Source organism: Pseudomonas sp. Leaf48, from assembly GCF_001421885.1.
GTDB lineage: Bacteria > Pseudomonadota > Gammaproteobacteria > Pseudomonadales > Pseudomonadaceae > Aquipseudomonas.
Map to the genome: position 1 here is coordinate 137,754 of NZ_LMLH01000028.1, position 19,136 is coordinate 156,889.

21 protein-coding genes are annotated in these 19,136 nt (G+C 60.7%); 11 read left to right on the forward strand and 10 right to left on the reverse strand.

Annotated elements, in window-relative coordinates:
- The first annotated feature begins 5 nt into the window (after positions 1 to 5).
- From metW to ASE98_RS16565, 5 genes are read left to right on the forward strand one after another with little or no spacing between them, the layout of a single operon-like run.
- Complete coding sequence (metW, locus tag ASE98_RS16545; RefSeq protein ID WP_060542415.1) at positions 6 to 626, forward strand: methionine biosynthesis protein MetW; 621 nt, start codon at positions 6 to 8, stop codon at positions 624 to 626.
- A gap of 25 nt (positions 627 to 651) precedes the next feature.
- Positions 652 to 1,086: a DUF4426 domain-containing protein gene (locus ASE98_RS16550; protein WP_060542416.1), complete on the forward strand. Its 435-nt coding sequence runs from the start codon at positions 652 to 654 to the stop codon at positions 1,084 to 1,086.
- A complete protein-coding gene (gene rdgB, locus ASE98_RS16555) occupies positions 1,083 to 1,679 on the forward strand; it encodes an RdgB/HAM1 family non-canonical purine NTP pyrophosphatase (protein ID WP_060542417.1) in 597 nt (198 codons plus the stop codon). The genes ASE98_RS16550 and rdgB overlap by 4 nt, the downstream gene beginning before the upstream one ends.
- Positions 1,676 to 2,881 carry a radical SAM family heme chaperone HemW gene (hemW, locus tag ASE98_RS16560; protein WP_060542418.1) on the forward strand — a complete coding sequence of 402 codons (1,206 nt, stop codon included), beginning with the start codon at positions 1,676 to 1,678 and terminating at the stop codon, positions 2,879 to 2,881. The genes rdgB and hemW overlap by 4 nt, the downstream gene beginning before the upstream one ends.
- 9 nt (positions 2,882 to 2,890) lie before the next feature.
- On the forward strand, positions 2,891 to 3,214 hold the full coding sequence (locus ASE98_RS16565; protein WP_060542419.1) for a DUF3392 domain-containing protein: 324 nt from the start codon (positions 2,891 to 2,893) through the stop codon (positions 3,212 to 3,214).
- Between the two features lie 131 nt (positions 3,215 to 3,345).
- Here the strand turns inward: ASE98_RS16565 and trmB are convergent, their stop codons facing one another.
- The 4 genes from trmB to ASE98_RS16585 form a co-directional block, all read right to left on the reverse strand.
- A complete protein-coding gene (gene trmB, locus ASE98_RS16570) occupies positions 3,346 to 4,071 on the reverse strand; it encodes a tRNA (guanosine(46)-N7)-methyltransferase TrmB (protein ID WP_060542420.1) in 726 nt (241 codons plus the stop codon).
- A 9-nt stretch (positions 4,072 to 4,080) separates the two neighbouring features.
- The gene (locus ASE98_RS16575) at positions 4,081 to 4,875 is read right to left on the reverse strand and encodes a thiazole synthase (protein WP_060542421.1); all 795 of its coding nucleotides are present in this window, start codon (positions 4,873 to 4,875) and stop codon (positions 4,081 to 4,083) included.
- A gap of 60 nt (positions 4,876 to 4,935) precedes the next feature.
- Positions 4,936 to 5,136 (reverse strand): sulfur carrier protein ThiS, encoded by a 201-nt coding sequence (gene thiS / locus ASE98_RS16580; RefSeq protein ID WP_162237401.1) that lies wholly within the window; start codon positions 5,134 to 5,136, stop codon positions 4,936 to 4,938.
- A 180-nt stretch (positions 5,137 to 5,316) separates the two neighbouring features.
- On the reverse strand, positions 5,317 to 5,688 hold the full coding sequence (locus ASE98_RS16585) for a DUF423 domain-containing protein (protein WP_060542422.1): 372 nt from the start codon (positions 5,686 to 5,688) through the stop codon (positions 5,317 to 5,319).
- A gap of 74 nt (positions 5,689 to 5,762) precedes the next feature.
- Here ASE98_RS16585 and mtgA point away from each other — a divergent pair, with 74 nt between their 5' ends.
- Positions 5,763 to 6,485, forward strand: a complete 723-nt coding sequence (gene mtgA, locus ASE98_RS16590) for a monofunctional biosynthetic peptidoglycan transglycosylase (RefSeq protein WP_060542423.1) — start codon at positions 5,763 to 5,765, stop codon at positions 6,483 to 6,485.
- 172 nt (positions 6,486 to 6,657) lie between these two features.
- Here mtgA and rpoH read toward each other — a convergent pair whose 3' ends face one another.
- From rpoH to ftsY, 4 genes are all read right to left on the reverse strand, one after another.
- Positions 6,658 to 7,512, reverse strand: coding sequence for an RNA polymerase sigma factor RpoH (gene rpoH / locus ASE98_RS16595; RefSeq protein WP_007897890.1), 855 nt, complete (start codon positions 7,510 to 7,512; stop codon positions 6,658 to 6,660).
- Positions 7,513 to 7,624: 112 nt separating this feature from the next.
- A complete protein-coding gene (gene ftsX / locus ASE98_RS16600) occupies positions 7,625 to 8,647 on the reverse strand; it encodes a permease-like cell division protein FtsX (RefSeq protein ID WP_060542424.1) in 1,023 nt (340 codons plus the stop codon).
- Positions 8,644 to 9,315: a cell division ATP-binding protein FtsE gene (gene ftsE / locus ASE98_RS16605; protein ID WP_060542425.1), complete on the reverse strand. Its 672-nt coding sequence runs from the start codon at positions 9,313 to 9,315 to the stop codon at positions 8,644 to 8,646. Before ftsE ends, ftsX begins: the two co-directional genes overlap by 4 nt.
- Complete coding sequence (gene ftsY / locus ASE98_RS16610) at positions 9,312 to 10,964, reverse strand: signal recognition particle-docking protein FtsY (RefSeq protein WP_060542426.1); 1,653 nt, start codon at positions 10,962 to 10,964, stop codon at positions 9,312 to 9,314. The genes ftsE and ftsY overlap by 4 nt, the downstream gene beginning before the upstream one ends.
- 342 nt (positions 10,965 to 11,306) lie before the next feature.
- Here ftsY and ASE98_RS16615 point away from each other — a divergent pair, with 342 nt between their 5' ends.
- The 4 genes from ASE98_RS16615 to ASE98_RS16630 are packed head-to-tail and all read left to right on the forward strand — an operon-like array spanning position 11,307 to position 15,811.
- On the forward strand, positions 11,307 to 12,662 hold the full coding sequence (locus tag ASE98_RS16615; RefSeq protein WP_060542427.1) for a M16 family metallopeptidase: 1,356 nt from the start codon (positions 11,307 to 11,309) through the stop codon (positions 12,660 to 12,662).
- Positions 12,655 to 14,145 carry a M16 family metallopeptidase gene (locus tag ASE98_RS16620; protein WP_060542428.1) on the forward strand — a complete coding sequence of 497 codons (1,491 nt, stop codon included), beginning with the start codon at positions 12,655 to 12,657 and terminating at the stop codon, positions 14,143 to 14,145. The genes ASE98_RS16615 and ASE98_RS16620 overlap by 8 nt, the downstream gene beginning before the upstream one ends.
- Positions 14,145 to 14,753, forward strand: coding sequence for a 16S rRNA (guanine(966)-N(2))-methyltransferase RsmD (rsmD, locus tag ASE98_RS16625; protein WP_060542429.1), 609 nt, complete (start codon positions 14,145 to 14,147; stop codon positions 14,751 to 14,753). Before ASE98_RS16620 ends, rsmD begins: the two co-directional genes overlap by 1 nt.
- A 50-nt stretch (positions 14,754 to 14,803) precedes the next feature.
- Positions 14,804 to 15,811: a hydrolase gene (locus ASE98_RS16630; protein ID WP_060542430.1), complete on the forward strand. Its 1,008-nt coding sequence runs from the start codon at positions 14,804 to 14,806 to the stop codon at positions 15,809 to 15,811.
- A 137-nt stretch (positions 15,812 to 15,948) separates the two neighbouring features.
- Here ASE98_RS16630 and ASE98_RS16635 read toward each other — a convergent pair whose 3' ends face one another.
- Positions 15,949 to 16,803, reverse strand: a complete 855-nt coding sequence (locus ASE98_RS16635; RefSeq protein WP_060542431.1) for a sulfurtransferase — start codon at positions 16,801 to 16,803, stop codon at positions 15,949 to 15,951.
- A gap of 79 nt (positions 16,804 to 16,882) precedes the next feature.
- On the reverse strand, positions 16,883 to 17,551 hold the full coding sequence (locus ASE98_RS16640; protein WP_060542432.1) for a TetR/AcrR family transcriptional regulator: 669 nt from the start codon (positions 17,549 to 17,551) through the stop codon (positions 16,883 to 16,885).
- 145 nt (positions 17,552 to 17,696) lie between these two features.
- Here ASE98_RS16640 and ASE98_RS16645 point away from each other — a divergent pair, with 145 nt between their 5' ends.
- A complete protein-coding gene (locus ASE98_RS16645; protein WP_060542433.1) occupies positions 17,697 to 19,127 on the forward strand; it encodes a coniferyl aldehyde dehydrogenase in 1,431 nt (476 codons plus the stop codon).
- Positions 19,128 to 19,136: the final 9 nt, after the last annotated feature.

Here is a 19,136-nt window from a genome sequence, read left to right on the forward strand (position 1 = left end):
AAGCCATGAGAGCTGATCTGGAAATCATCCAGGAATGGATCCCCGCCGGCAGTCGCGTGCTCGACCTCGGCTGTGGCGATGGCGAATTGTTGACCTGGCTGCGCGACAATAAGCAGGTCACCGGTTACGGCCTGGAAAACGACGCGGACAACATCGCCGAGTGCGTGGCCAAGGGCATTAACGTCATCGAACAGGACCTGGACAAGGGCCTGGGCAACTTCGCCAGCAACAGTTTCGATATCGTGGTCATGACCCAGGCGCTGCAAGCGGTGCACTACCCGGACAAGATCCTCGATGAAATGCTGCGCGTGGGCCGGCAGTGCATCATCACCTTCCCCAACTTCGGTCACTGGCGCTGCCGCTGGTACCTGGCAAGCAAGGGCCGGATGCCGGTTTCCGAGTTCCTGCCATACACCTGGTATAACACGCCAAACATCCACTTTTGCACCTTCGCGGACTTTGAAGCCTTGTGTCGCGAACGTGAAGCCAAGGTCATTGATCGGCTGGCAGTGGATCAACAGCATCGACACGGGTGGGCCAGCAAGCTTTGGCCTAATCTGTTAGGTGAGATCGGTATCTACCGGGTCAGCAGCCCGGGGCTTGCAGACCACAAGGTAGCGGTCTGAATCACCCTATTTCGAGGAGAAGATCATGGGTCGTCTAGCACTGTTTTTACTCACTGCCTGCCTGAGCGCTACCGCCATGGCAGCTGACGTCATCAAGGGCGAGCGCCAGGAAACCTTCGGCGACGTGACGGTGCACTACAACACCTTCAATTCCACCTACCTGACGCCGGACATCGCCAAAGCGGCGGAGCTGGTGCGCAGCAAGAACCAGGGCGTGATCAACGTCTCGCTGATCAAGGAAGGCAAGCCGGTGATGGCGCAAGTCAGCGGCTCGGTCAAAGACCTGACCAGCCAGACCGTGCCACTGAAGTTCAAGCAGATCACCGAACAAGGCGCGATCTACTACATCGCGCAATTCCCGGTAAACCAGCAGGAAGTCCGCACCTTCGAGATCAAGGTGCAGAACGGTGACAAAATCAACACCATCAATTTCAACCAAGAGCTCTTCCCCGGCGAATGATCAACTTCACGCAACTCGTATTGGCCAGCCATAACGCCGGCAAACTCAAGGAACTCCAGGCCATGCTCGGCGACTCGGTGCAACTGCGCTCGATCGGCGAGTTCAGCAGCGTGGAACCGGAAGAAACCGGTCTGTCGTTCGTCGAGAACGCCATTCTCAAGGCCCGCAATGCCGCGCGCATCTCGGGCTTGCCGGCGCTGGCCGACGATTCCGGGCTGGCTGTGGATTTCCTCGGTGGTGCGCCGGGCATCTACTCGGCGCGTTATGCCGATGGCCAGGGCGATGCGGCGAACAACGCCAAACTGCTTGATGTCCTAAAAGACGTGCCTGAAGCCGAGCGCGGCGCACAGTTCGTCTGCGTGCTGGCGCTGGTGCGTCACGCCGATGACCCCCTGCCGATCCTCTGCGAAGGCTTGTGGCACGGGCGCATCCTGACCCAGGCCAGCGGCGAGCACGGTTTTGGCTACGACCCGCTGTTCTGGGTGCCGGAGCGCGATTGCTCCAGCGCCGAACTGAGCCCGGCCGACAAGAACCAGATCAGCCACCGCGCCCGCGCAATGGATCTGCTGCGCCAGCGTCTGGGCCTGAAATGACCGGCGAATCATCCGCGTCGTCGCTGATCTTCGGCGGCGCCGCGCAATCGCCTCGGGCGGCGCTGCCAGTGCTACCGCCCCTGGCGCTGTACATTCACATTCCGTGGTGTGTGCGCAAATGCCCGTATTGCGACTTCAACTCCCACACCGCAAGCAAGGTGCTGCCGGAAGAGGAGTATGTGGACGCCCTGCTGGCCGACCTCGATCAGGACCTGCATGCCGTTTACGGCCGCGAACTGAGCTCGATCTTCTTCGGCGGCGGTACTCCGAGCCTGTTCAGTGCTGCGGCATTGGGGCGACTGCTTAAAGGCGTGGAGCAGCGCATACCGTTTGCCCACGACATCGAAATCACCCTGGAAGCCAACCCCGGCACGTTCGAGCAGGAAAAGTTCGTCGCCTACCGGGCACTGGGTATCAATCGCCTGTCGATTGGCATCCAGAGCTTTCAGCAAGCGAAACTCGAGGCGCTGGGACGGATCCACAATGGTGACGAAGCCATCCGCGCCGCTGGCATGGCGCGTCAGGCAGGGTTCGATAACTTCAATCTGGACCTGATGCATGGCTTGCCCGATCAATCCCTGGACGATGCCTTGGGCGATCTGCGTCAAGCCATCGCCCTGAAACCGACGCACCTGTCGTGGTATCAGCTGACCCTGGAACCAAACACCGTGTTCTGGAACCAGCCGCCGACGCTGCCCGAAGACGACACGCTGTGGGACATCCAGGAAGCCGGGCAAGCGCTGCTGGCCGAACACGGTTACGCGCAATACGAAGTGTCGGCCTATGCCCTGCCCGGTCGTCCGGCGCGCCACAACCTCAATTACTGGAGTTTTGGCGACTTCATCGGCATTGGCGCGGGTGCCCATGGCAAGCTCAGCCATCCGGACGGGCGCATCATTCGCACCTGGAAGACCCGACTGCCGAAGGATTACCTGAATCCGGCGAAAAGCTTCCAGGCTGGCGAGAAAGCGCTGGGCAACGAAGAAATGCCGTTCGAGTTCCTGATGAACGCGCTGCGTCTGACTGAAGGCGTAGAATCGCGGCTGTACCCGGAACGTACCGGCATGAGCCTGCAAAGCCTTGCTGAAGGCCGCCTTGACGCCGAACAAAGCGGCTTGTTGCAGGTCGAACCGTCACGTCTGGTGGCCACCGAGCGCGGACAACTCTTTCTCAATGACTTGCTGCAGAATTTTCTGACATAAGGAAATCGAATGGACTTGGTACTCGACCTGCTCGCCACGGTATCGCGCTGGAGCCGCAGCAACCTCTCGGAAATCGCCCTGGCCCTGGTGGGCTGCCTGCTGGTGCTGTTTGGCGCGGACTTCAAAGGCTGGGTCGAGCAACGCCTGGGCAGCATCGCCGGCGCCTTGCGCGTCCCGCTGATGTCCCTGCTGTGCATGATCGGCAGCGGTGCGGCGCTGATCTATGCCACGCCGTGGATCGTCAAGGGCTTGAGCCAGTTCAACAACTACAGCCTGGCGCCGGTGTTGTTGGTGGTGTTGGTGTTGATAGGCGTAGTAGCTGACCGCCGCTGATCCTGCGGCACATACAAAACAACTGTGGGAGCGGGCTTGCTCGCGAAAGCGGTGTATCAGACAACATTAATGTCGACTGACACGACGCCTTCGCGAGCAAGCCCGCTCCCACATTGGGTATTGCGACTGGCTTAGGACTGTTTCTCGAACTTCAAATCCCAAACCCCATGCCCAAGCCGTTCGCCGCGGCGTTCGAACTTGGTGATCGGGCGCTCGGCCGGGCGCGGTACGCACTTGCCGTCTTCGGCCAGGTTGCGATAACCCGGCGCGACATTCATCACTTCCAGCATGTACTCGGCATACGGTTCCCAGTCGGTGGCCATGTGCAGAATACCGCCAACCTTCAGCTTGCTGCGCACCAGTTCGGCGAACGAAGCCTGAACGATACGACGCTTGTGGTGACGGCTCTTGTGCCATGGGTCCGGGAAAAACAGCATCAGGCGATCAAGGCTGTTGTCGGCCACACAGCGGTTGAGCACTTCGATCGCATCGCAATCGTAGACCCGCAGGTTGGTCAAACCCTGGGTGAGCACGCCGTTGAGCAGCGCGCCGACACCCGGACGGTGAACCTCGACGCCAATGAAATCCTGCTCCGGCGAGGCCGCTGCCATTTCCAGCAGCGAATGGCCCATGCCGAAACCGATTTCCAGCGAGCGCTTTGCTGCGCGACCGAACACCTGGTCGAAATCCACCGGGGCGTCAGCCAGCGGTAGCACGAACAGCGGCGTGCCCTGCTCCAGACCTTTTTGCTGGCCTTCGGTCATGCGCCCGGCGCGCATCACGAAACTCTTGATGCGGCGGTGTTGGCGCTCGTCGCCCTCTTCCGGCTGGATAGGCGTGTCGTTCGATTCAGTCATCAATGGCTCTTACTTGATCAGACCATCCAGCGGCGAAGAGGCGCTGGCATAGAGTTTTTTCGGCATGCGGCCGGCGAGGTAGGCCAGGCGGCCCGCAACGATGGCGTGTTTCATGGCTTCAGCCATCATGATCGGCTGTCCCGCGTGGGCGATGGCCGAATTCATCAGCACCGCGTCGCAGCCCAGCTCCATGGAGATGGTGGCGTCGGATGCGGTACCGACACCGGCATCCACCAGCACCGGAATTTTCGCTTCTTCGAGGATGATCTGCAGGTTGTACGGGTTGCAGATTCCCAGGCCGGAACCGATCAGACCGGCCAGCGGCATCACGGCGATACAGCCGATTTCCGCCAGTTGCCGGGCGATGATCGGGTCATCACTGGTGTAAACCATCACGTCAAAGCCTTCCTTGACCAGGGTTTCGGCGGCCTTGAGGGTTTCGATCACGTTGGGGAACAGGGTTTTCTGGTCGGCCAGCACTTCCAGCTTCACCAGATTGTGACCATCGAGCAGCTCACGGGCCAGGCGGCAGGTGCGCACGGCTTCGATCGCGTCGTAGCAACCGGCGGTGTTCGGCAGGAAGGTGTAGCGATCCGGCGACAGCACTTCGAGCAGGTTCGGCTCGCCCTCGATCTGACCAAGGTTGGTGCGGCGCACGGCGAAGGTGACGATCTCGGCACCCGAGGCTTCGATGGCCAGGCGGGTTTCTTCCATGTCACGGTACTTGCCGGTACCAACCAGCAAACGCGACTGGTAAGTACGACCGGCCAGAACAAAAGGCTTGTCGCTACGAACGATGCTCATGGGGAATCCTCTTTAAGGGTGAGGGTCTTGCAGAATTCTCGGCCCATGCGGGCCATTCGGCTAACCGCCGCCGATGGCGTGCACGACTTCGACATTGTCGCCGTCGTTGAGCGTGGTCTCGGCATGCTGGCTGCGCGGGACGATATCCAGATTGAGTTCGACCGCCACCCGGCGTCCGGTCAGATCCAGACGGGTCAGCAGGGCCGCAACGGTTTCACCGTCGGGCAGTTCAAGGGATTCGCCGTTCAACTGAATGCGCATGCCGGATGCCGCCATCATTTTTAGGGGCTGGCATTCTAGCCCGATCAGTCAGGCTGACCCAAGCCATTCGTCTTGAAATGGACGGACGCATTGTAGGAGCCGGCTTGCTGGCGATGCAGGCTACTCGGCCTGGCTGTTTCACCGCATCGCCTTCATCGCCTGCAAGCCGGCTCCTGCAGATCAGGACAATCGGTAGGCAGCCAGACCCAGAGATAGCCAGCCTATCAGAAACGCCAGGCCGCCAAAGGGCGTGATGATGCCGAACTTGCTCACTCCGGTCAGCGTCAACACATAGAGGCTACCGGAGAACAGCAGGATGCCGATGGCGAACGATGCGCCGGCCCACGTAACCAGGCGCCCCGGGATCTGCGTGGCCAGCAGCGCCACGCCCAGCAGCGCCAGGGTGTGCACCAACTGATAGGTCACGCCGGTATGGAAAATCGCCAGATACTCGGCACTCAGACGGTTTTTCAGGCCGTGAGCGGCAAAGGCACCCAGGCCGACACCGGTGAAGCCGAAAAAAGCGGCCAACATCAAAAAGCCACGCAGCATGAAGAACTCCAGTCAGTGTCGATCAACAGGGTCTGTATAATGGCCCGCTCAACGGGTTCGGCCAAGCCATCTCTATGCTGCGTATTTATTTCCGTCGTTTCACCAAGGCCGTGCTGTGGTTCATGGGCGGCAGCGTTTTGCTGGTGCTGATTTTTCGCTTCGTTCCGCCACCGGGAACCGCACTGATGGTTGAGCGCAAGATCGAATCCTGGTTCGATGGCGAACCCATTGACCTGCAACGCACCTGGAAGCCGTGGGATGAAATCTCCGACGACCTGAAGCTGGCTGTGATTGCCGGTGAAGATCAGAAATTCCCCGAGCACTGGGGCTTTGACTTCGGCGCCATCCAGAAAGCCCTCGCCCACAACGAGCTCGGCGGCACGATCCGTGGTGCCAGCACCCTGAGCCAGCAAGTCTCGAAGAACCTGTTCCTGTGGTCAGGCCGCAGCTGGCTGCGCAAAGGTCTGGAAGCCTGGTTTACCGCGTTGATCGAGGTGTTGTGGCCCAAGGAACGGATTCTGGAGGTGTACCTCAATAGCGTCGAATGGGATGACGGGGTGTTTGGGGCAGAGGCTGCAGCCAGGCATCACTTCGCCATCAGCGCAAAAAATCTCAGCCGCCAGCAATCGAGTCTGTTGGCCGCCGTACTGCCAAACCCACGCGTTTGGAGCGCAAGTCACCCGACCAACTACGTCGCACGTCGGGCCGGATGGATTCGGCAGCAGATGAGTCAGTTGGGTGGCGATAGTTATCTGGCGGGCTTGAACGCTTCGCGCCGTGCGCCCTGGTCCCAATAGCCGATCACGATTTTCGGACACAACTTGCGGTGTGTCAGCGACGGGTGTAGCGGTTGACATGACGCCTTCGCGGGCAAGCCCGCTCCCACAGGGACCAAGGTGAATCTGTGAATGAGTACAAAAAAAACGCCCCGATCAATGACCGGGGCGTTTTTTATTGCCAGTACGCAGCTTATGCGGCGATCGACAACTTGAGCTTGTTCATCGCGCTCTTCTCAAGCTGACGAATACGCTCGGCCGACACGTTGTACTTCTGTGCCAGGTCGTGCAGCGTGGCTTTTTCTTCTGCCAGCCAGCGCTGGTAGAGGATGTCACGACTGCGGTCGTCCAGCACTTCCAGCGCTTCGTGCAGGTTGTGATTGGAGTTGTCGCTCCAGTCGGCGTCTTCCAGTTGACGGGCCGGGTCGTACCGGTGGTCTTCCAGATAGTTGGCCGGCGACTGGAAAGCACTGTCGTCATCCGCTTCGGCAGCCGGATCGAAGGCCATGTCATGGCCGGTCAGGCGACTTTCCATCTCGCGCACTTCGCGAGGCTCTACACCGAGGCTTTCGGCCACACGATGGACTTCCTCGTTGTTCAACCAGGCGAGACGCTTCTTCTGGCTGCGCAGGTTGAAGAACAGCTTGCGCTGGGCCTTGGTGGTCGCGACCTTCACGATACGCCAGTTGCGCAGGATGAATTCGTGGATTTCCGCCTTGATCCAGTGCACGGCAAAGGACACCAGGCGCACGCCCATTTCCGGGTTGAAGCGCTTCACGGCCTTCATCAGGCCGACGTTACCTTCCTGGATCAGGTCCGCCTGAGCCAGACCATAGCCGGAATAGCTACGGGCGATATGTACGACAAAACGCAGGTGGGCGAGCACCATCTGCCGAGCCGCCCCCAAATCCTGCTCATAATAGAGACTCTCGGCCAGTTCACGCTCCTGCTCCGGCGTCAGCAATGGAATGCTGTTCACCGTGTGCACATAGGCCTCCAGGTTCGCACCCGGGACCAGAGCATATGCAGGTTGCAAAGAATTGGTCATACGAAAAAACCTCCCACTTACAAACTCGTGCAGTTCAGCACTGCGAAAATTGACCGGAAACCGAAAGACAAGTTCCCAAAAACGCTGAAAGGTCAATACGAGCAAAATGATACTACTTAGGCGCAAGCTCCCTCAGGTGGCGTGCGACTGCAATCCATGCACCGATATACCCCAACAGCACCGCGCCAAGCAAGAGAGACAGACCATCGGCAACGGGCACTCCGGCCAGCGCGAAATCACTGCCGTACAAACCGGCCAGCCCAACCACCGCGTCGTTCAGCCAGTCAAGGCCAAATGCCAGCACGCCCCAGGAGAGAATCCCCGCACCGAAGCCATACAGCGCGCCCATGTACAGAAAGGGCCTGCGCACATAGCTGTCAGTGCCTCCGACCAGTTTAATCACTTCTATCTCTGTGCGGCGGTTTTCAATATGAAGACGAATGGTATTGCCTATCACCAAAAGTAATGCAGAAACCAGAAGCACGGTCAGACCGAAGACAAAACGGTCACCCAGCTTGAGGATGGCTGCCAGACGCTCGACCCAGACTAAATCAAGTTGCGCCTGTTGTACCTTCGGCAGCTCGGAAAGTTGTTGTCGTAATGCTTCAAGCGCGGGCTTGTCGACCTCTTTCGGCGTCACCAGCACCACCCCCGGCAGCGGGTTTTCCGGTAGCTCCTTGAGCGCCTCGCCCAGACCGGACTGCTGCTGGAACTCTTCCAGCGCCTGTTCCCGGCCGACGTATTCCGCGTCGGCCACGCCAGGCATGCCCTTGATCTGTTCACGCAGCGATTCGCCCTCAGCGGAGCTCGCGTTAATTTCCAGATACAGGGAAATCTGCGCCGCACGCTGCCAGGACCCGCCCAGGCGCTCGACGTTACTTAGCAAAAGTGACAGCCCCATGGGTAAACTCAGGGCCACCGCCATCACCAGGCAGGTAAAGAAACTGCCGATCGGCTGCTTGCCCAGGCGGCGCAGGCTGTCCAGCAAGCTGGCACGATGGCTTTCGACCCACGCACGAAACAATGTGGAAAAGTCCGGCCCGTCGTCATCGTCGTGTTTTTTCTTCTGCGGCTGCGGATCGGCGGCTTTCGGAGCCACTCGCTCGGAAACCTTGGGGCTACGTGTAGCACTCATACGGCAGCCTCCCCGTCGCCGATCAATCGACCGCGCTGCAGCGTCAGCATGCGGTGGCGCATGCGGGCAATCAGGGCCAGGTCGTGGCTGGCGATCAGCACGCTGGTGCCCAGGCGGTTGATGTCTTCGAATACACCCATGATTTCCGCCGCCAGACGCGGGTCGAGGTTACCCGTTGGCTCGTCCGCCAGCAGCAAGGCCGGACGATGGACGATGGCGCGGGCGATGCCGACGCGCTGCTGCTGACCGGTGGACAGGTCGCCGGGGTACAAATCAGTTTTGTCCGACAGCGCCACGCGCTCCAGCGCCGAGTCCACGCGTTTGACGATCTCGGCCTTGGACAGGCCGAGAATCTGCAACGGCAGCGCAACGTTGTTGAAAACGGTGCGATCGAACAGCAACTGGTGATTCTGGAACACCACGCCGATCTGCCGGCGCAGGAAAGGAATCTGCGCGTTGCTGATGGTGCTCAGGTCTTGCCCGGCGAGCAGCAGTTTGCCGCTGGTCGGGCGTTCCATGGCCAGCAACAGCCGCAACAAGGTGCTTTTACCGGCGCCGGAATGGCCGGTAACAAACAAAAATTCGCCCCGACGGACTCGAAAGCTCAGCTCATGCAAGCCCACGTGACCGTTCGGGTAGCGTTTACCGACCTGTTCGAAACGAATCATGAACGCTCCCGCTCGGCAAACAGTGCCTGGACAAAGGGTTCTGCTTCAAAGGTACGCAAATCGTCGATGCCTTCACCGACGCCGATATAGCGAATCGGCAAGCCGAACTGCTTGGCCAGGGCGAAAATCACCCCACCCTTGGCCGTGCCGTCGAGCTTGGTCAGCGCCAGGCCAGTGAGTGCGACGGTCTGGTTGAATTGTTTGGCCTGGTTGATCGCATTCTGGCCGGTGCCCGCATCGAGGACCAGCAGCACTTCGTGCGGCGCGTCGGCGTCGAGCTTGCCGATGACCCGGCGAACCTTCTTCAGCTCTTCCATCAGGTTGTCTTTGGTGTGCAGGCGACCGGCAGTGTCAGCGATCAGCACATCGATGCCACGGGCCTTGGCCGCCTGTACGGCGTCGAAGATCACCGAGGCCGAATCGGCCCCCGTGTGCTGGGCGATCACCGGAATCTTGTTGCGCTCGCCCCAGACCTGCAACTGCTCAACCGCCGCCGCGCGGAAAGTGTCGCCCGCGGCGAGCATGACTTTCTTGCCTTCGAGCTGCAGCTTCTTCGCCAGTTTGCCGATGGTGGTGGTTTTGCCGGCCCCGTTGACGCCGACCACCAGGATCACGAACGGCTTGTTCTGTGAAGTGATTTTCAGCGGCTGCTCGACCGGCTTGAGCATGGCGGCCAGCTCGGCTTGCAGGGATTTGTACAGGGCATCGGCATCGGCCAGTTCCTTGCGTGCGACCTTCTGGGTCAGACGCTGAATGATCACCGATGTCGCTTCGACGCCAACGTCAGCGGTCAACAGACGGGTTTCGAGGTCCTCGAGCAGTTCGTCATCAATGGCCTTGCGGCCCAGAAACAAGCTGGCCATGCCTTCGCCGATGCTGGCGCTGGTCTTGGACAGACCCTGCTTGAGGCGGGCAAAGAAGCCGGCCTTGGTTTCTTCGCTACGAACAGGTTCGACGGGCGTCTCAGCAGTCGCGTCAGTGACCACTTCGACTGGAGCGATGACCGGCGCAGACGCTGGAGCAGGCACCGGTACAAAGGCTGGAGCGGATGCAACTGGAGCAACCGGCTCTGGCGCTGGCTCTGCGTATGAATTCGCTACAGCCTCGACCACTACCGGTGCGGGTGCAGATGTAGATGTAGATGCAGGCGCAGGCGCAGGCGCAGGCGCAGGCTCAGCCACGGTGGCAGGTGCAACGACCTGCTCAACATCCGGCTCAACGACAGGCTCAACAACTGCCTCAACAACCGCCTCAACGACAGGCTCCTGAACCGGCGCTGGTATGAATGCTGCCGGGGCTGGAATCGGTGGCGTCACGTGCGGCGCCTGATCATTTACAACCAGCGCCACCTGCTCTTCCGCCACCGGCAATGTCAGCCAGGGCTCGGCCGCTGGCGCTTGCGGCGATGGAGCGGCGACTTCAGCGACCGGTTCAGGCCGGGCTTCGAGCGTCGGCTGCAACACAGGTTCGGCAAGTGGCAGGACAACCGGTGCGGGCGCTTCTTCTATTACGGGTGCCGGCGCGGGCTCGGAAATGGGCTGTGGCTGTTCGACGACGGGTTCCTGCGGCTTTTTGCGCAGCCATCCGAACAGGCTTTTTTTCTCGCCAGCCGCAGCTGGGGTCTTCTTGTCGTCGTTGGAACCAAACATGGAGGACGGCTATCTCACGGTAGCGACGCGCCAATGGCGCCTCGGCAAATAAAAATTCGATGCAGAACAGACTGCGATTGATCCAGCTTGTTCACGCTCAACATTTTGTCGAGGTGCAAATGGCACCTTACAAAAAACGATTCACGAAGGACTGAAGCGGCAAAATCGGCGAAAAAGCACAGTTTAGCTGATAAACCATAGCCTTCCGCCGCAAACCCATACAACCTGATCAAGCTTCGAGGCCTGATAGGCGTGGCCGCCAGTAAAACGGATCAGTATCCTAGCACCCTCTCGCCCGCTGACGCTAAGACCAAGCGGGCAGCCCCAAAGGTTTAAAAACGAATGAATGCTCTAGCCCGCCGCGCCGCAGGCCTGCTGCTCAGCACAGTTTGCCTGCCCCTTTCGGCCCTGGCTGCCGACCCGCAACCCACCCACGAATTCACCTTGGACAACGGGCTGAAAGTTGTCGTGCGCGAAGACCATCGCGCACCGGTGGTGGTTTCCCAGGTCTGGTACAAGGTCGGCTCCAGCTACGAAACGCCTGGTAACACAGGCCTGTCCCACGCCCTGGAACACATGATGTTCAAGGGCAGCGACAAGGTAGGCCCGGGTGAGGCTTCGCTGATCCTGCGCGACCTGGGCGCCGAAGAGAACGCGTTCACCAGCGATGACTTCACCGCCTACTACCAGGTGCTGGCCAAGGATCGCCTGGGCGTCGCTTTCGAACTGGAAGCCGACCGCATGGCCAGCCTGCGCCTGCCCGCCGACGAGTTCAGCCGCGAGATCGAGGTCATCAAGGAAGAACGGCGCCTGCGCACCGACGACAAGCCGATGTCCAAGGCCTACGAACGCTTCAAGGCCATGGCCTACCCGGCCAGCGGCTATCACACCCCGACAATCGGCTGGATGGCTGACCTGGAACGGATGAAAGTCGAAGAGCTGCGCCACTGGTACCAGACCTGGTACGTGCCGAACAACGCCACGCTGGTAGTCGTCGGCGACGTCACTGCGGACGAAGTCAAAACCCTGGCCCTGCGTTATTTCGGCCCTATCGCCAAGCGCGATGTGCCGGCAGCGAAAAAACCGCTGGAACTGGCCGAGCCGGGGGAGCGCCAGATCACCCTGCATGTGCAGACCCAACTGCCCAGCCTGATGCTGGCCTTCAACGTGCCCAGCATTGCCACCGCCGAAGACAAGCGCCTGGTCAATGCCCTGCGCCTGATCTCGGCCCTGCTCGACGGCGGCTACAGCGGACGCATTCCGACCCAGCTTGAACGCGGCGAGGAGCTGGTGTCCGGCGGTTCGTCGAGTTACGACGCCTACACCCGTGGCGACAGCCTGTTTACCCTGTCGGCAACGCCAAACACCCAGAAACACAAAACCGTCGCCCAGGTGGAAGCCGGTTTGTGGAAACTGCTCGAACAGCTGAAAACCACGGCGCCATCAGCTGAAGAGCTGGAGCGCGTGCGTGCCCAGGTCATCGCGGGCCTGGTCTACGAGCGTGACTCGATCACCAGCCAGGCCACTGCCATCGGCCAACTGGAAACTGTCGGCCTGTCGTGGCAATTGATGGACACCGAACTGGCCGATCTGGAAAGCGTAACTCCGGAAGATATCCAGAAAGCCGCCAAGCTGTATTTCACCCGCGAACGTCTCAGCGTCGCCCATGTACTGCCACTGGAGACGACTCATGAGTGAGCATAAAAAAACCCGTCTGACCCTGATCGGCCTGATCGCCATCGCCCTGATCGGCTCCGCCGCGTTCTACTTGTTGCGTTCCGGCGACACCAACGCCAGCGAGGCGCTCGACAAGGCCAAGGCCAGCCAGAAACTGCAATCTTTGGCCGAGCTCAACGGCAAGGCGCCGGAGCATCGCAAGCTGGACGTGCAAACCTGGAACACCGCCGAAGGTGCCAAGGTGCTGTTTGTCGAAGCCCGTGAGCTGCCGATGTTCGACATGCGCCTGATCTTCGCCGCCGGCAGCAGCCAGGACGGTGACGCACCGGGTCTGGCGCTGCTGACCAACGCCATGCTCAACGAAGGCGTGGCCGGCAAGGACGTTGGTGCCATCGCACAGGGCTTCGAAGGCCTGGGTGCCGACTTCGGCAACGGCGCTTTCAAGGACATGGCCGTCGCGTCCCTGCGCAGCCTCAGCGCCACGGACAAACGCGAGCCGGCCCTGAAGCTGTTCGCCGAAGTCGTCGGCAAGCCGACCTTCCCCGCCGATTCGTTTGCGCGGATCAAGAACCAGATGCTCGCCGGTTTCGAGTACCAGAAGCAGAACCCCGGAAAACTGGCCAGCCTGGAACTGATGAGCCGCCTGTACGGCGACCACCCGTACGCCCACGCCAGCGATGGCACGGCGAAAACCGTACCGGCGATCACCGTGGCTCAGATGCAGGCATTCCACGCCAAAGCCTATGCCGCGGGCAACGTGGTGATCGCGCTGGTCGGCGACCTGTCCCGCGCAGAAGCCGAAGCGATTGCAGCCCAGGTTTCCACCGCACTGCCCAAAGGCGCGGCCCTGCCGAAGATTGCACAACCGAGCGAACCCAAGGCCAGCATTGGCCACATTGAGTTCCCGTCCAAGCAGACCACCCTGATGCTCTCGCAACTGGGCATCGACCGGGACGACCCGGACTACGCAGCGTTGTCCATGGGCAACCAGATCCTCGGTGGCGGCGGCTTCGGCACCCGCCTGATGAGCGAAGTACGTGAAAAACGTGGCCTCACCTACGGCGTGTACTCGGGTTTCACTCCGATGCAGGCGCGCGGCCCGTTCATGATCAACCTGCAAACCCGCGCCGAAATGAGCGAGGGCACCCTGAAACTGGTGCAGGATGTACTCGCCGAATACCTTAAAACCGGCCCGACCGAAAAAGAGCTCGACGACGCCAAGCGCGAACTGGCCGGCAGCTTCCCGCTGTCCACAGCCAGCAACGCCGATATCGTCGGCCAGCTCGGCGCCATCGGCTTCTACAATCTGCCGTTGAGCCATCTCGAGGACTTCATGCAGCAGTCCCAGAGCCTGACCGTCGAGCAAGTCAAAGCCGCACTGAACAAACACCTGAGCACGGATAAAATGGTCATCGTCAGCGCTGGCCCGACCGTGCCGCAAAAGCCGTTACCGGCCCCTACTGATAAACCTTCCGAGCAGCCGCTCGGGGTTCCGGAGCATTAATGGCCAGTCCAAAAAAACCCGCCAAAAACGTCCATAACGGCGTGAATCAACTGCGCATCATCGGCGGCGAATGGCGCAGCCGCAAACTGAGTTTTCCCGACGCTCCGGGCCTGCGCCCGACGCCGGACCGGGTGCGTGAAACCCTGTTCAACTGGCTCGCGCCTTATGTACCGGGGGCCAAGGTCCTTGACCCGTTTACCGGCAGCGGCGCGCTGTTCCTCGAAGCACTGTCCCGTGGCGCAGCCATGGGCCAGGCGCTGGACGCCAGTAATATCGCGGTATCCAGCCTGAAGGAGCACCTGGGCACCCTGCGCTGCACCAACGGCCAGGTGCAGACCGCCGATGCCCTGCGCTACCTGGAAACCCAGACAGCAACGGCTTACGACCTGGTGTTCCTCGACCCACCGTTCAACCAGAACCTGTTGCCCGCCGTTTGCGCCCTGCTCGAAGAGCGCCAGTGGCTGGCCGAGGAAGCGTGGGTGTACACCGAAAGCGAATCCGCACCGTCGACTCTGGGCCTGCCGGGCAACTGGCGCCTGCATCGCGAGCAGAAATCCGGGCGCGTGTACTACTCGTTGTGGCAACGTATGGCAGAGATCGCCGGTTAATTGACCGGCCTGAAAAAGGTGCGTACGCGTTGCGCACCGCTGCCTCGAGAATGATCGTGCCTCATCTGCCTGTACGCTTCACCCCTGCCCTCGGCCTCGGCAACCCGCACTTGCAAACCCTGTGGGGTCCGCTGTGGCGCAAAACCACGCACATCGAACGCGAGCGTGAACGTTTATGGCTTGAGGATGGCGACTTCCTCGACCTGGACTGGCATGGCCCGCATAGCGCCGACGCCCCCCTGGTGCTGGTGCTGCACGGCCTCACCGGCTCATCGAATTCACCTTATGTGGCGGGGCTGCAAAAAGCGCTGGGCGATCAGGGCTGGGCCAGTGTTGCGCTGAACTGGCGCGGCTGCTCTGGCGAACCCAACCTGTTGCCGCGCAGCTACCACTCCGGCGCCAGTGACGACCTGGGGGAAACCATCAGGCACCTGAAAGCCAAACGCCCCCTAGCGCCGTTGTACGCGGTCGGCTATTCGCTCGGTGGCAACGTCCTGCTCAAGCACCTGGGTGAGACCGGCAGTGACAGTGGCGTGATGGGTGCTGTCGCGGTGTCAGTACCTTTTCGCCTGGACCAGTGCGCCGACCGCATCGGCCAGGGTTTCTCCAGGGTCTACCAGGCGCACTTCATGCGCGAGATGGTCGCTTACATCAAGAACAAGCAGCGACAGTTCCAGCACGACGGACGCGAGGATGGCCTGGCAGCGCTGGCGGCCCTCGGCTCGCTGGAGAACATGCGCACCTTCTGGGATTTCGATGGCCGCGTCACCGCACCGCTGCATGGCTTCATCGATGCCGAGGATTATTATCGCCGCGCGTCTAGCCGCTACTTCCTGGGGGAAATTCGCACACCAACTTTGATCATTCAGGCCGCAGACGACCCCTTCGTCTTCCCCCACAGCCTGCCGCAGGCCGATGAACTGGCCGCCTGCACGCACCTCGAACTGCAGGCCAAGGGCGGGCATGTCGGATTCGTCGACGGTTCGATCAGGCAACCCGGTTACTACCTGGAGCGGCGCATCCCACAGTGGCTGGCCGCCGTCAGGGCAAGTGCCTGATGAAATCCCGCAGACACCCGTCCCCCTGCTCGCGATGGAGTGTCAATCCGCAGCCCAACGGGGGCAAGCCCCCTCGCCACAAGTGTGTGACCCAACTCAAGTGAACAGCATTACGCTCCTACAGGGGATTGTGGCGACTACTCGCCAGTGGCGATGCCGCGAGACGGTTCATTGATCCACTCACTCCACGACCCGGCATACAACGAGGCCAGCGGATAACCTGCCAGGCACAACGCAAACAGGTTATGACAAGCCGTCACGCCCGACCCGCAGTACGCCACCAGTTCGGTCGGCGAGCGATCGCCCAGTTTCGCGGCGAAGCGGTGCTTGAGTTGGTCGGCTGCCAGGAAACGCCCGTCAGTGCCCAGGTTGTCGGTAAACGCCGCACACTGCGCACCGGGTATGTGTCCGGCAATCGGGTCGATCGGTTCCACTTCGCCCTTGAAGCGCGGCAAGGCGCGGGCATCGAGCAAGGTCAGTTGTGGCTTGGCGAGGCGTTTTTGCAGTTGCTCTGCGCTGAGCAGCAACGAAGCATCGGGACTGCCGGTAAAGCTGCCGCGAGTGTGCGACGGCGCATCCAGGCTCAGCGGCAAACCCGCCGCATGCCAAGCCTTGAGCCCGCCATCGAGGATGAACACGCCATCACGCTTGCCCAGCCATGCCAATAACCACCAGGCCCGCGCCGCAAAGGCACCCGGACCGTCATCGTACAAGACCACTTCACTGTCGGCGTCGATCCCAAAGGTTTGCAGACGCTCGATCAATTGCGCCGGTTCAGGCAACGGATGACGCCCGGTCACGCCCTTGACCACTGCACCACTGAGATCGCGCTCAAGATCGGCAAAACTCGCCCCGGCGATGTGTCCTTCGGCATAGCTGCGCTGGCCATAATCCGGGTCTTCAAGGGCAAAACGACAATCCAGAATCACCAACCCCTGCTGGTCCTTTTTCAGGTCCAGTGCCTGCGGGCTGATCAGTTGCGCAATGGGCATGACTTGCTCCTGTGGTGTCTGTGGAATCTCGATCCTACTGCACTTTCCAGCTCAAACCGGTCAATTCACCCCAGCTCACTCACAATTCTTCAAGGGCCTGGGCCAGCGGCACGTAAAACTCTTCGAACAATGCGTTGACGTCAGCGCGCGACTGATCCGTGACAAACCCGGCTTCCAGCACCAGCACCTGATAGACCCCGCGCTTGATCGCCTGCTCACTCAAATGACTGGAGTTCTCCCGGGTCGTGCACAGAAATCGCACCCAGGAGGTGAGGATGATCCAGGCATTGAGCGTCAGGGATTCGATCTGCACACGATCCATCTTGAGAATGCCGGCGGCGACAAACCCTTCGTAGATGGCCGCGCCCTGGATCAGACAGCGCTGGGAGAAACGCCGGTAGCGATCCGCCAGGTCCTGGTCACTGTCGAGCAAGTGTTCGAGGTCGCGATGCAGGAATCGGTAGCGCCACATCGCCGACAGCAATTCCTTGAGATAGAAACGTTTGTCTTCCACCGTGGCGGCACGGCCCTGGGGCGGGCGCAGGAAACTGTCCACGAGGCTTTCGTACTCACTGAACAGTACGGCGATGATCGCCTGCTTGTTAGGGAAGTGGTAGTACAGGTTGCCCGGGGAAATTTCCATGTGGGCAGCAATGTGGTTGGTGCTGATGCTGCGCTCGCCCTGCTGATTGAACAGCTCCAGGCTGTTCTGCACGATGCGCTCGCTGGTTTTGATCCTTGGGGCCATGGCTTGAGCTTTAATTCAGAGTGCGTTGACGGGCATCTTACGACCTAACGGCGAATGGATAAAAGAAAGCTGAACCAGGATGCCATTTGACATTCTAGAGCATAGACTCTAAAAAGGCCTCATTACAATAAATCCGGAGCCGACGATGACCGCTGATATCTCCTACCTGCAAAACCTGCAGCAGCCGCTGATAGAGCTGCAGGCACTGTTCGATGCTCAGCGCGCCGCCTACGCCGCCAATCCGATGCCACCCGCCGCGCAGCGCCAGCAATGGCTCAAGGCGTTGAAGGATTTATTGAACGATGAACGCCAGGCCCTGATCGACGCGATCAGCCAGGACTTCAGCCATCGCAGCGCCGATGAAACCCTGCTCGCCGAACTGATGCCCAGCCTGCACGGCATCCATTACGCCAGCCGGAACCTCAAGGGCTGGATGCGCGCTTCACGGCGCAAGGTCGGTGCTGCCTTCCAGCCGGCGTCGGCGAAAGTGGTTTATCAACCCCTCGGCGTAGTCGGGGTGATCGTGCCATGGAACTACCCGCTGTACCTGGCCGTCGGGCCGTTGGTCGGTGCCCTGTCGGCAGGCAACCGGGTGATGCTCAAGCTCAGCGAATCGACGCCCGCCACTGGCCTGCTGATGAAGCAACTGCTGGCGCGGATCTTTCCGGAAGACCTGGTCTGTGTCGTCCTTGGCGAGGCGGATATGGGTGTGGCGTTCTCGCGACTGCCCTTCGATCACCTGCTATTCACCGGCGCCACCAGCATCGGCAAACACGTGATGCGCGCCGCCGCCGAGAACCTGACACCGGTGACCCTGGAACTCGGGGGCAAATCCCCGGCCATCGTCTCCCGCGATGTGCCACTCAAGGACGCCGCAGAGCGCATCGCCTTCGGCAAAACTCTGAATGCCGGACAGACCTGCGTAGCCCCGGACTACGTGCTGGTGCCGGAAGATCGTGTGGGTGCATTCGTTGAAGCCTATCGCTCGGCCGTTCGCGGGTTTTATCCGACACTGACTGACAACCCGGACTACACCGCGATCATCAATGACCGACAACTGACCCGCCTCAATGGCTATGTCAGCGACGCCACCAGCAAGGGCGCATTGCTGATCCCGCTGTTCGAACAAGGCCAGGGCCGGCGCATGAGCCATAGCGTATTGCTCAACGTCACTGATGACATGACGGTCATGCAGGACGAAATCTTCGGCCCGCTGCTGCCGATCGTGCCGTACAAGGATCTGGATCAGGCATTTGCCTACATCAACCAGCGCCCTCGCCCGCTGGCGCTCTATTACTTCGGCTACGACAAGCGCGAGCAGGATCGCGTGCTGCACGAAACCCATTCCGGCGGCGTATGCCTGAACGACACCCTGCTGCACGTCGCCCAGGACGACATGCCGTTCGGCGGCATCGGAGCCTCCGGCATGGGCCATTACCACGGTCACGAAGGGTTCCTGACGTTCAGCAAGGCCAAGGGTGTACTGATCAAGCAGCGCTTCAATGCGTCGAAGCTGATTTATCCACCGTACGGCAAGTCCATTCAGAAACTGATCCAGAAGCTGTTCATCCGCTAAAGATCACCA

What these genes read in the sequence shown, in the direction of transcription:
- mtgA (WP_060542423.1), top strand. Translation starts at nt 5,763, where the DNA reads ATGCTGCGTATTTATTTCCGTCGTTTCACCAAGGCCGTGCTGTGGTTC.
- rdgB (WP_060542417.1), top strand. Translation starts at nt 1,083, where the DNA reads ATGATCAACTTCACGCAACTCGTATTGGCCAGCCATAACGCCGGCAAA.
- ASE98_RS16585 (WP_060542422.1), bottom strand. Translation starts at nt 5,688, where the DNA reads ATGCTGCGTGGCTTTTTGATGTTGGCCGCTTTTTTCGGCTTCACCGGT.
- ASE98_RS16620 (WP_060542428.1), top strand. Translation starts at nt 12,655, where the DNA reads ATGAGTGAGCATAAAAAAACCCGTCTGACCCTGATCGGCCTGATCGCC.
- rpoH (WP_007897890.1), bottom strand. Translation starts at nt 7,512, where the DNA reads ATGACCAATTCTTTGCAACCTGCATATGCTCTGGTCCCGGGTGCGAAC.
- rsmD (WP_060542429.1), top strand. Translation starts at nt 14,145, where the DNA reads ATGGCCAGTCCAAAAAAACCCGCCAAAAACGTCCATAACGGCGTGAAT.
- ASE98_RS16630 (WP_060542430.1), top strand. Translation starts at nt 14,804, where the DNA reads ATGATCGTGCCTCATCTGCCTGTACGCTTCACCCCTGCCCTCGGCCTC.
- ASE98_RS16550 (WP_060542416.1), top strand. Translation starts at nt 652, where the DNA reads ATGGGTCGTCTAGCACTGTTTTTACTCACTGCCTGCCTGAGCGCTACC.
- trmB (WP_060542420.1), bottom strand. Translation starts at nt 4,071, where the DNA reads ATGACTGAATCGAACGACACGCCTATCCAGCCGGAAGAGGGCGACGAG.
- metW (WP_060542415.1), top strand. Translation starts at nt 6, where the DNA reads ATGAGAGCTGATCTGGAAATCATCCAGGAATGGATCCCCGCCGGCAGT.
- hemW (WP_060542418.1), top strand. Translation starts at nt 1,676, where the DNA reads ATGACCGGCGAATCATCCGCGTCGTCGCTGATCTTCGGCGGCGCCGCG.
- ASE98_RS16565 (WP_060542419.1), top strand. Translation starts at nt 2,891, where the DNA reads ATGGACTTGGTACTCGACCTGCTCGCCACGGTATCGCGCTGGAGCCGC.
- ftsY (WP_060542426.1), bottom strand. Translation starts at nt 10,964, where the DNA reads ATGTTTGGTTCCAACGACGACAAGAAGACCCCAGCTGCGGCTGGCGAG.
- ASE98_RS16615 (WP_060542427.1), top strand. Translation starts at nt 11,307, where the DNA reads ATGAATGCTCTAGCCCGCCGCGCCGCAGGCCTGCTGCTCAGCACAGTT.
- thiS (WP_162237401.1), bottom strand. Translation starts at nt 5,136, where the DNA reads ATGCGCATTCAGTTGAACGGCGAATCCCTTGAACTGCCCGACGGTGAA.
- ASE98_RS16645 (WP_060542433.1), top strand. Translation starts at nt 17,697, where the DNA reads ATGACCGCTGATATCTCCTACCTGCAAAACCTGCAGCAGCCGCTGATA.
- ftsX (WP_060542424.1), bottom strand. Translation starts at nt 8,647, where the DNA reads ATGAGTGCTACACGTAGCCCCAAGGTTTCCGAGCGAGTGGCTCCGAAA.
- ASE98_RS16575 (WP_060542421.1), bottom strand. Translation starts at nt 4,875, where the DNA reads ATGAGCATCGTTCGTAGCGACAAGCCTTTTGTTCTGGCCGGTCGTACT.
- ASE98_RS16640 (WP_060542432.1), bottom strand. Translation starts at nt 17,551, where the DNA reads ATGGCCCCAAGGATCAAAACCAGCGAGCGCATCGTGCAGAACAGCCTG.
- ASE98_RS16635 (WP_060542431.1), bottom strand. Translation starts at nt 16,803, where the DNA reads ATGCCCATTGCGCAACTGATCAGCCCGCAGGCACTGGACCTGAAAAAG.
- ftsE (WP_060542425.1), bottom strand. Translation starts at nt 9,315, where the DNA reads ATGATTCGTTTCGAACAGGTCGGTAAACGCTACCCGAACGGTCACGTG.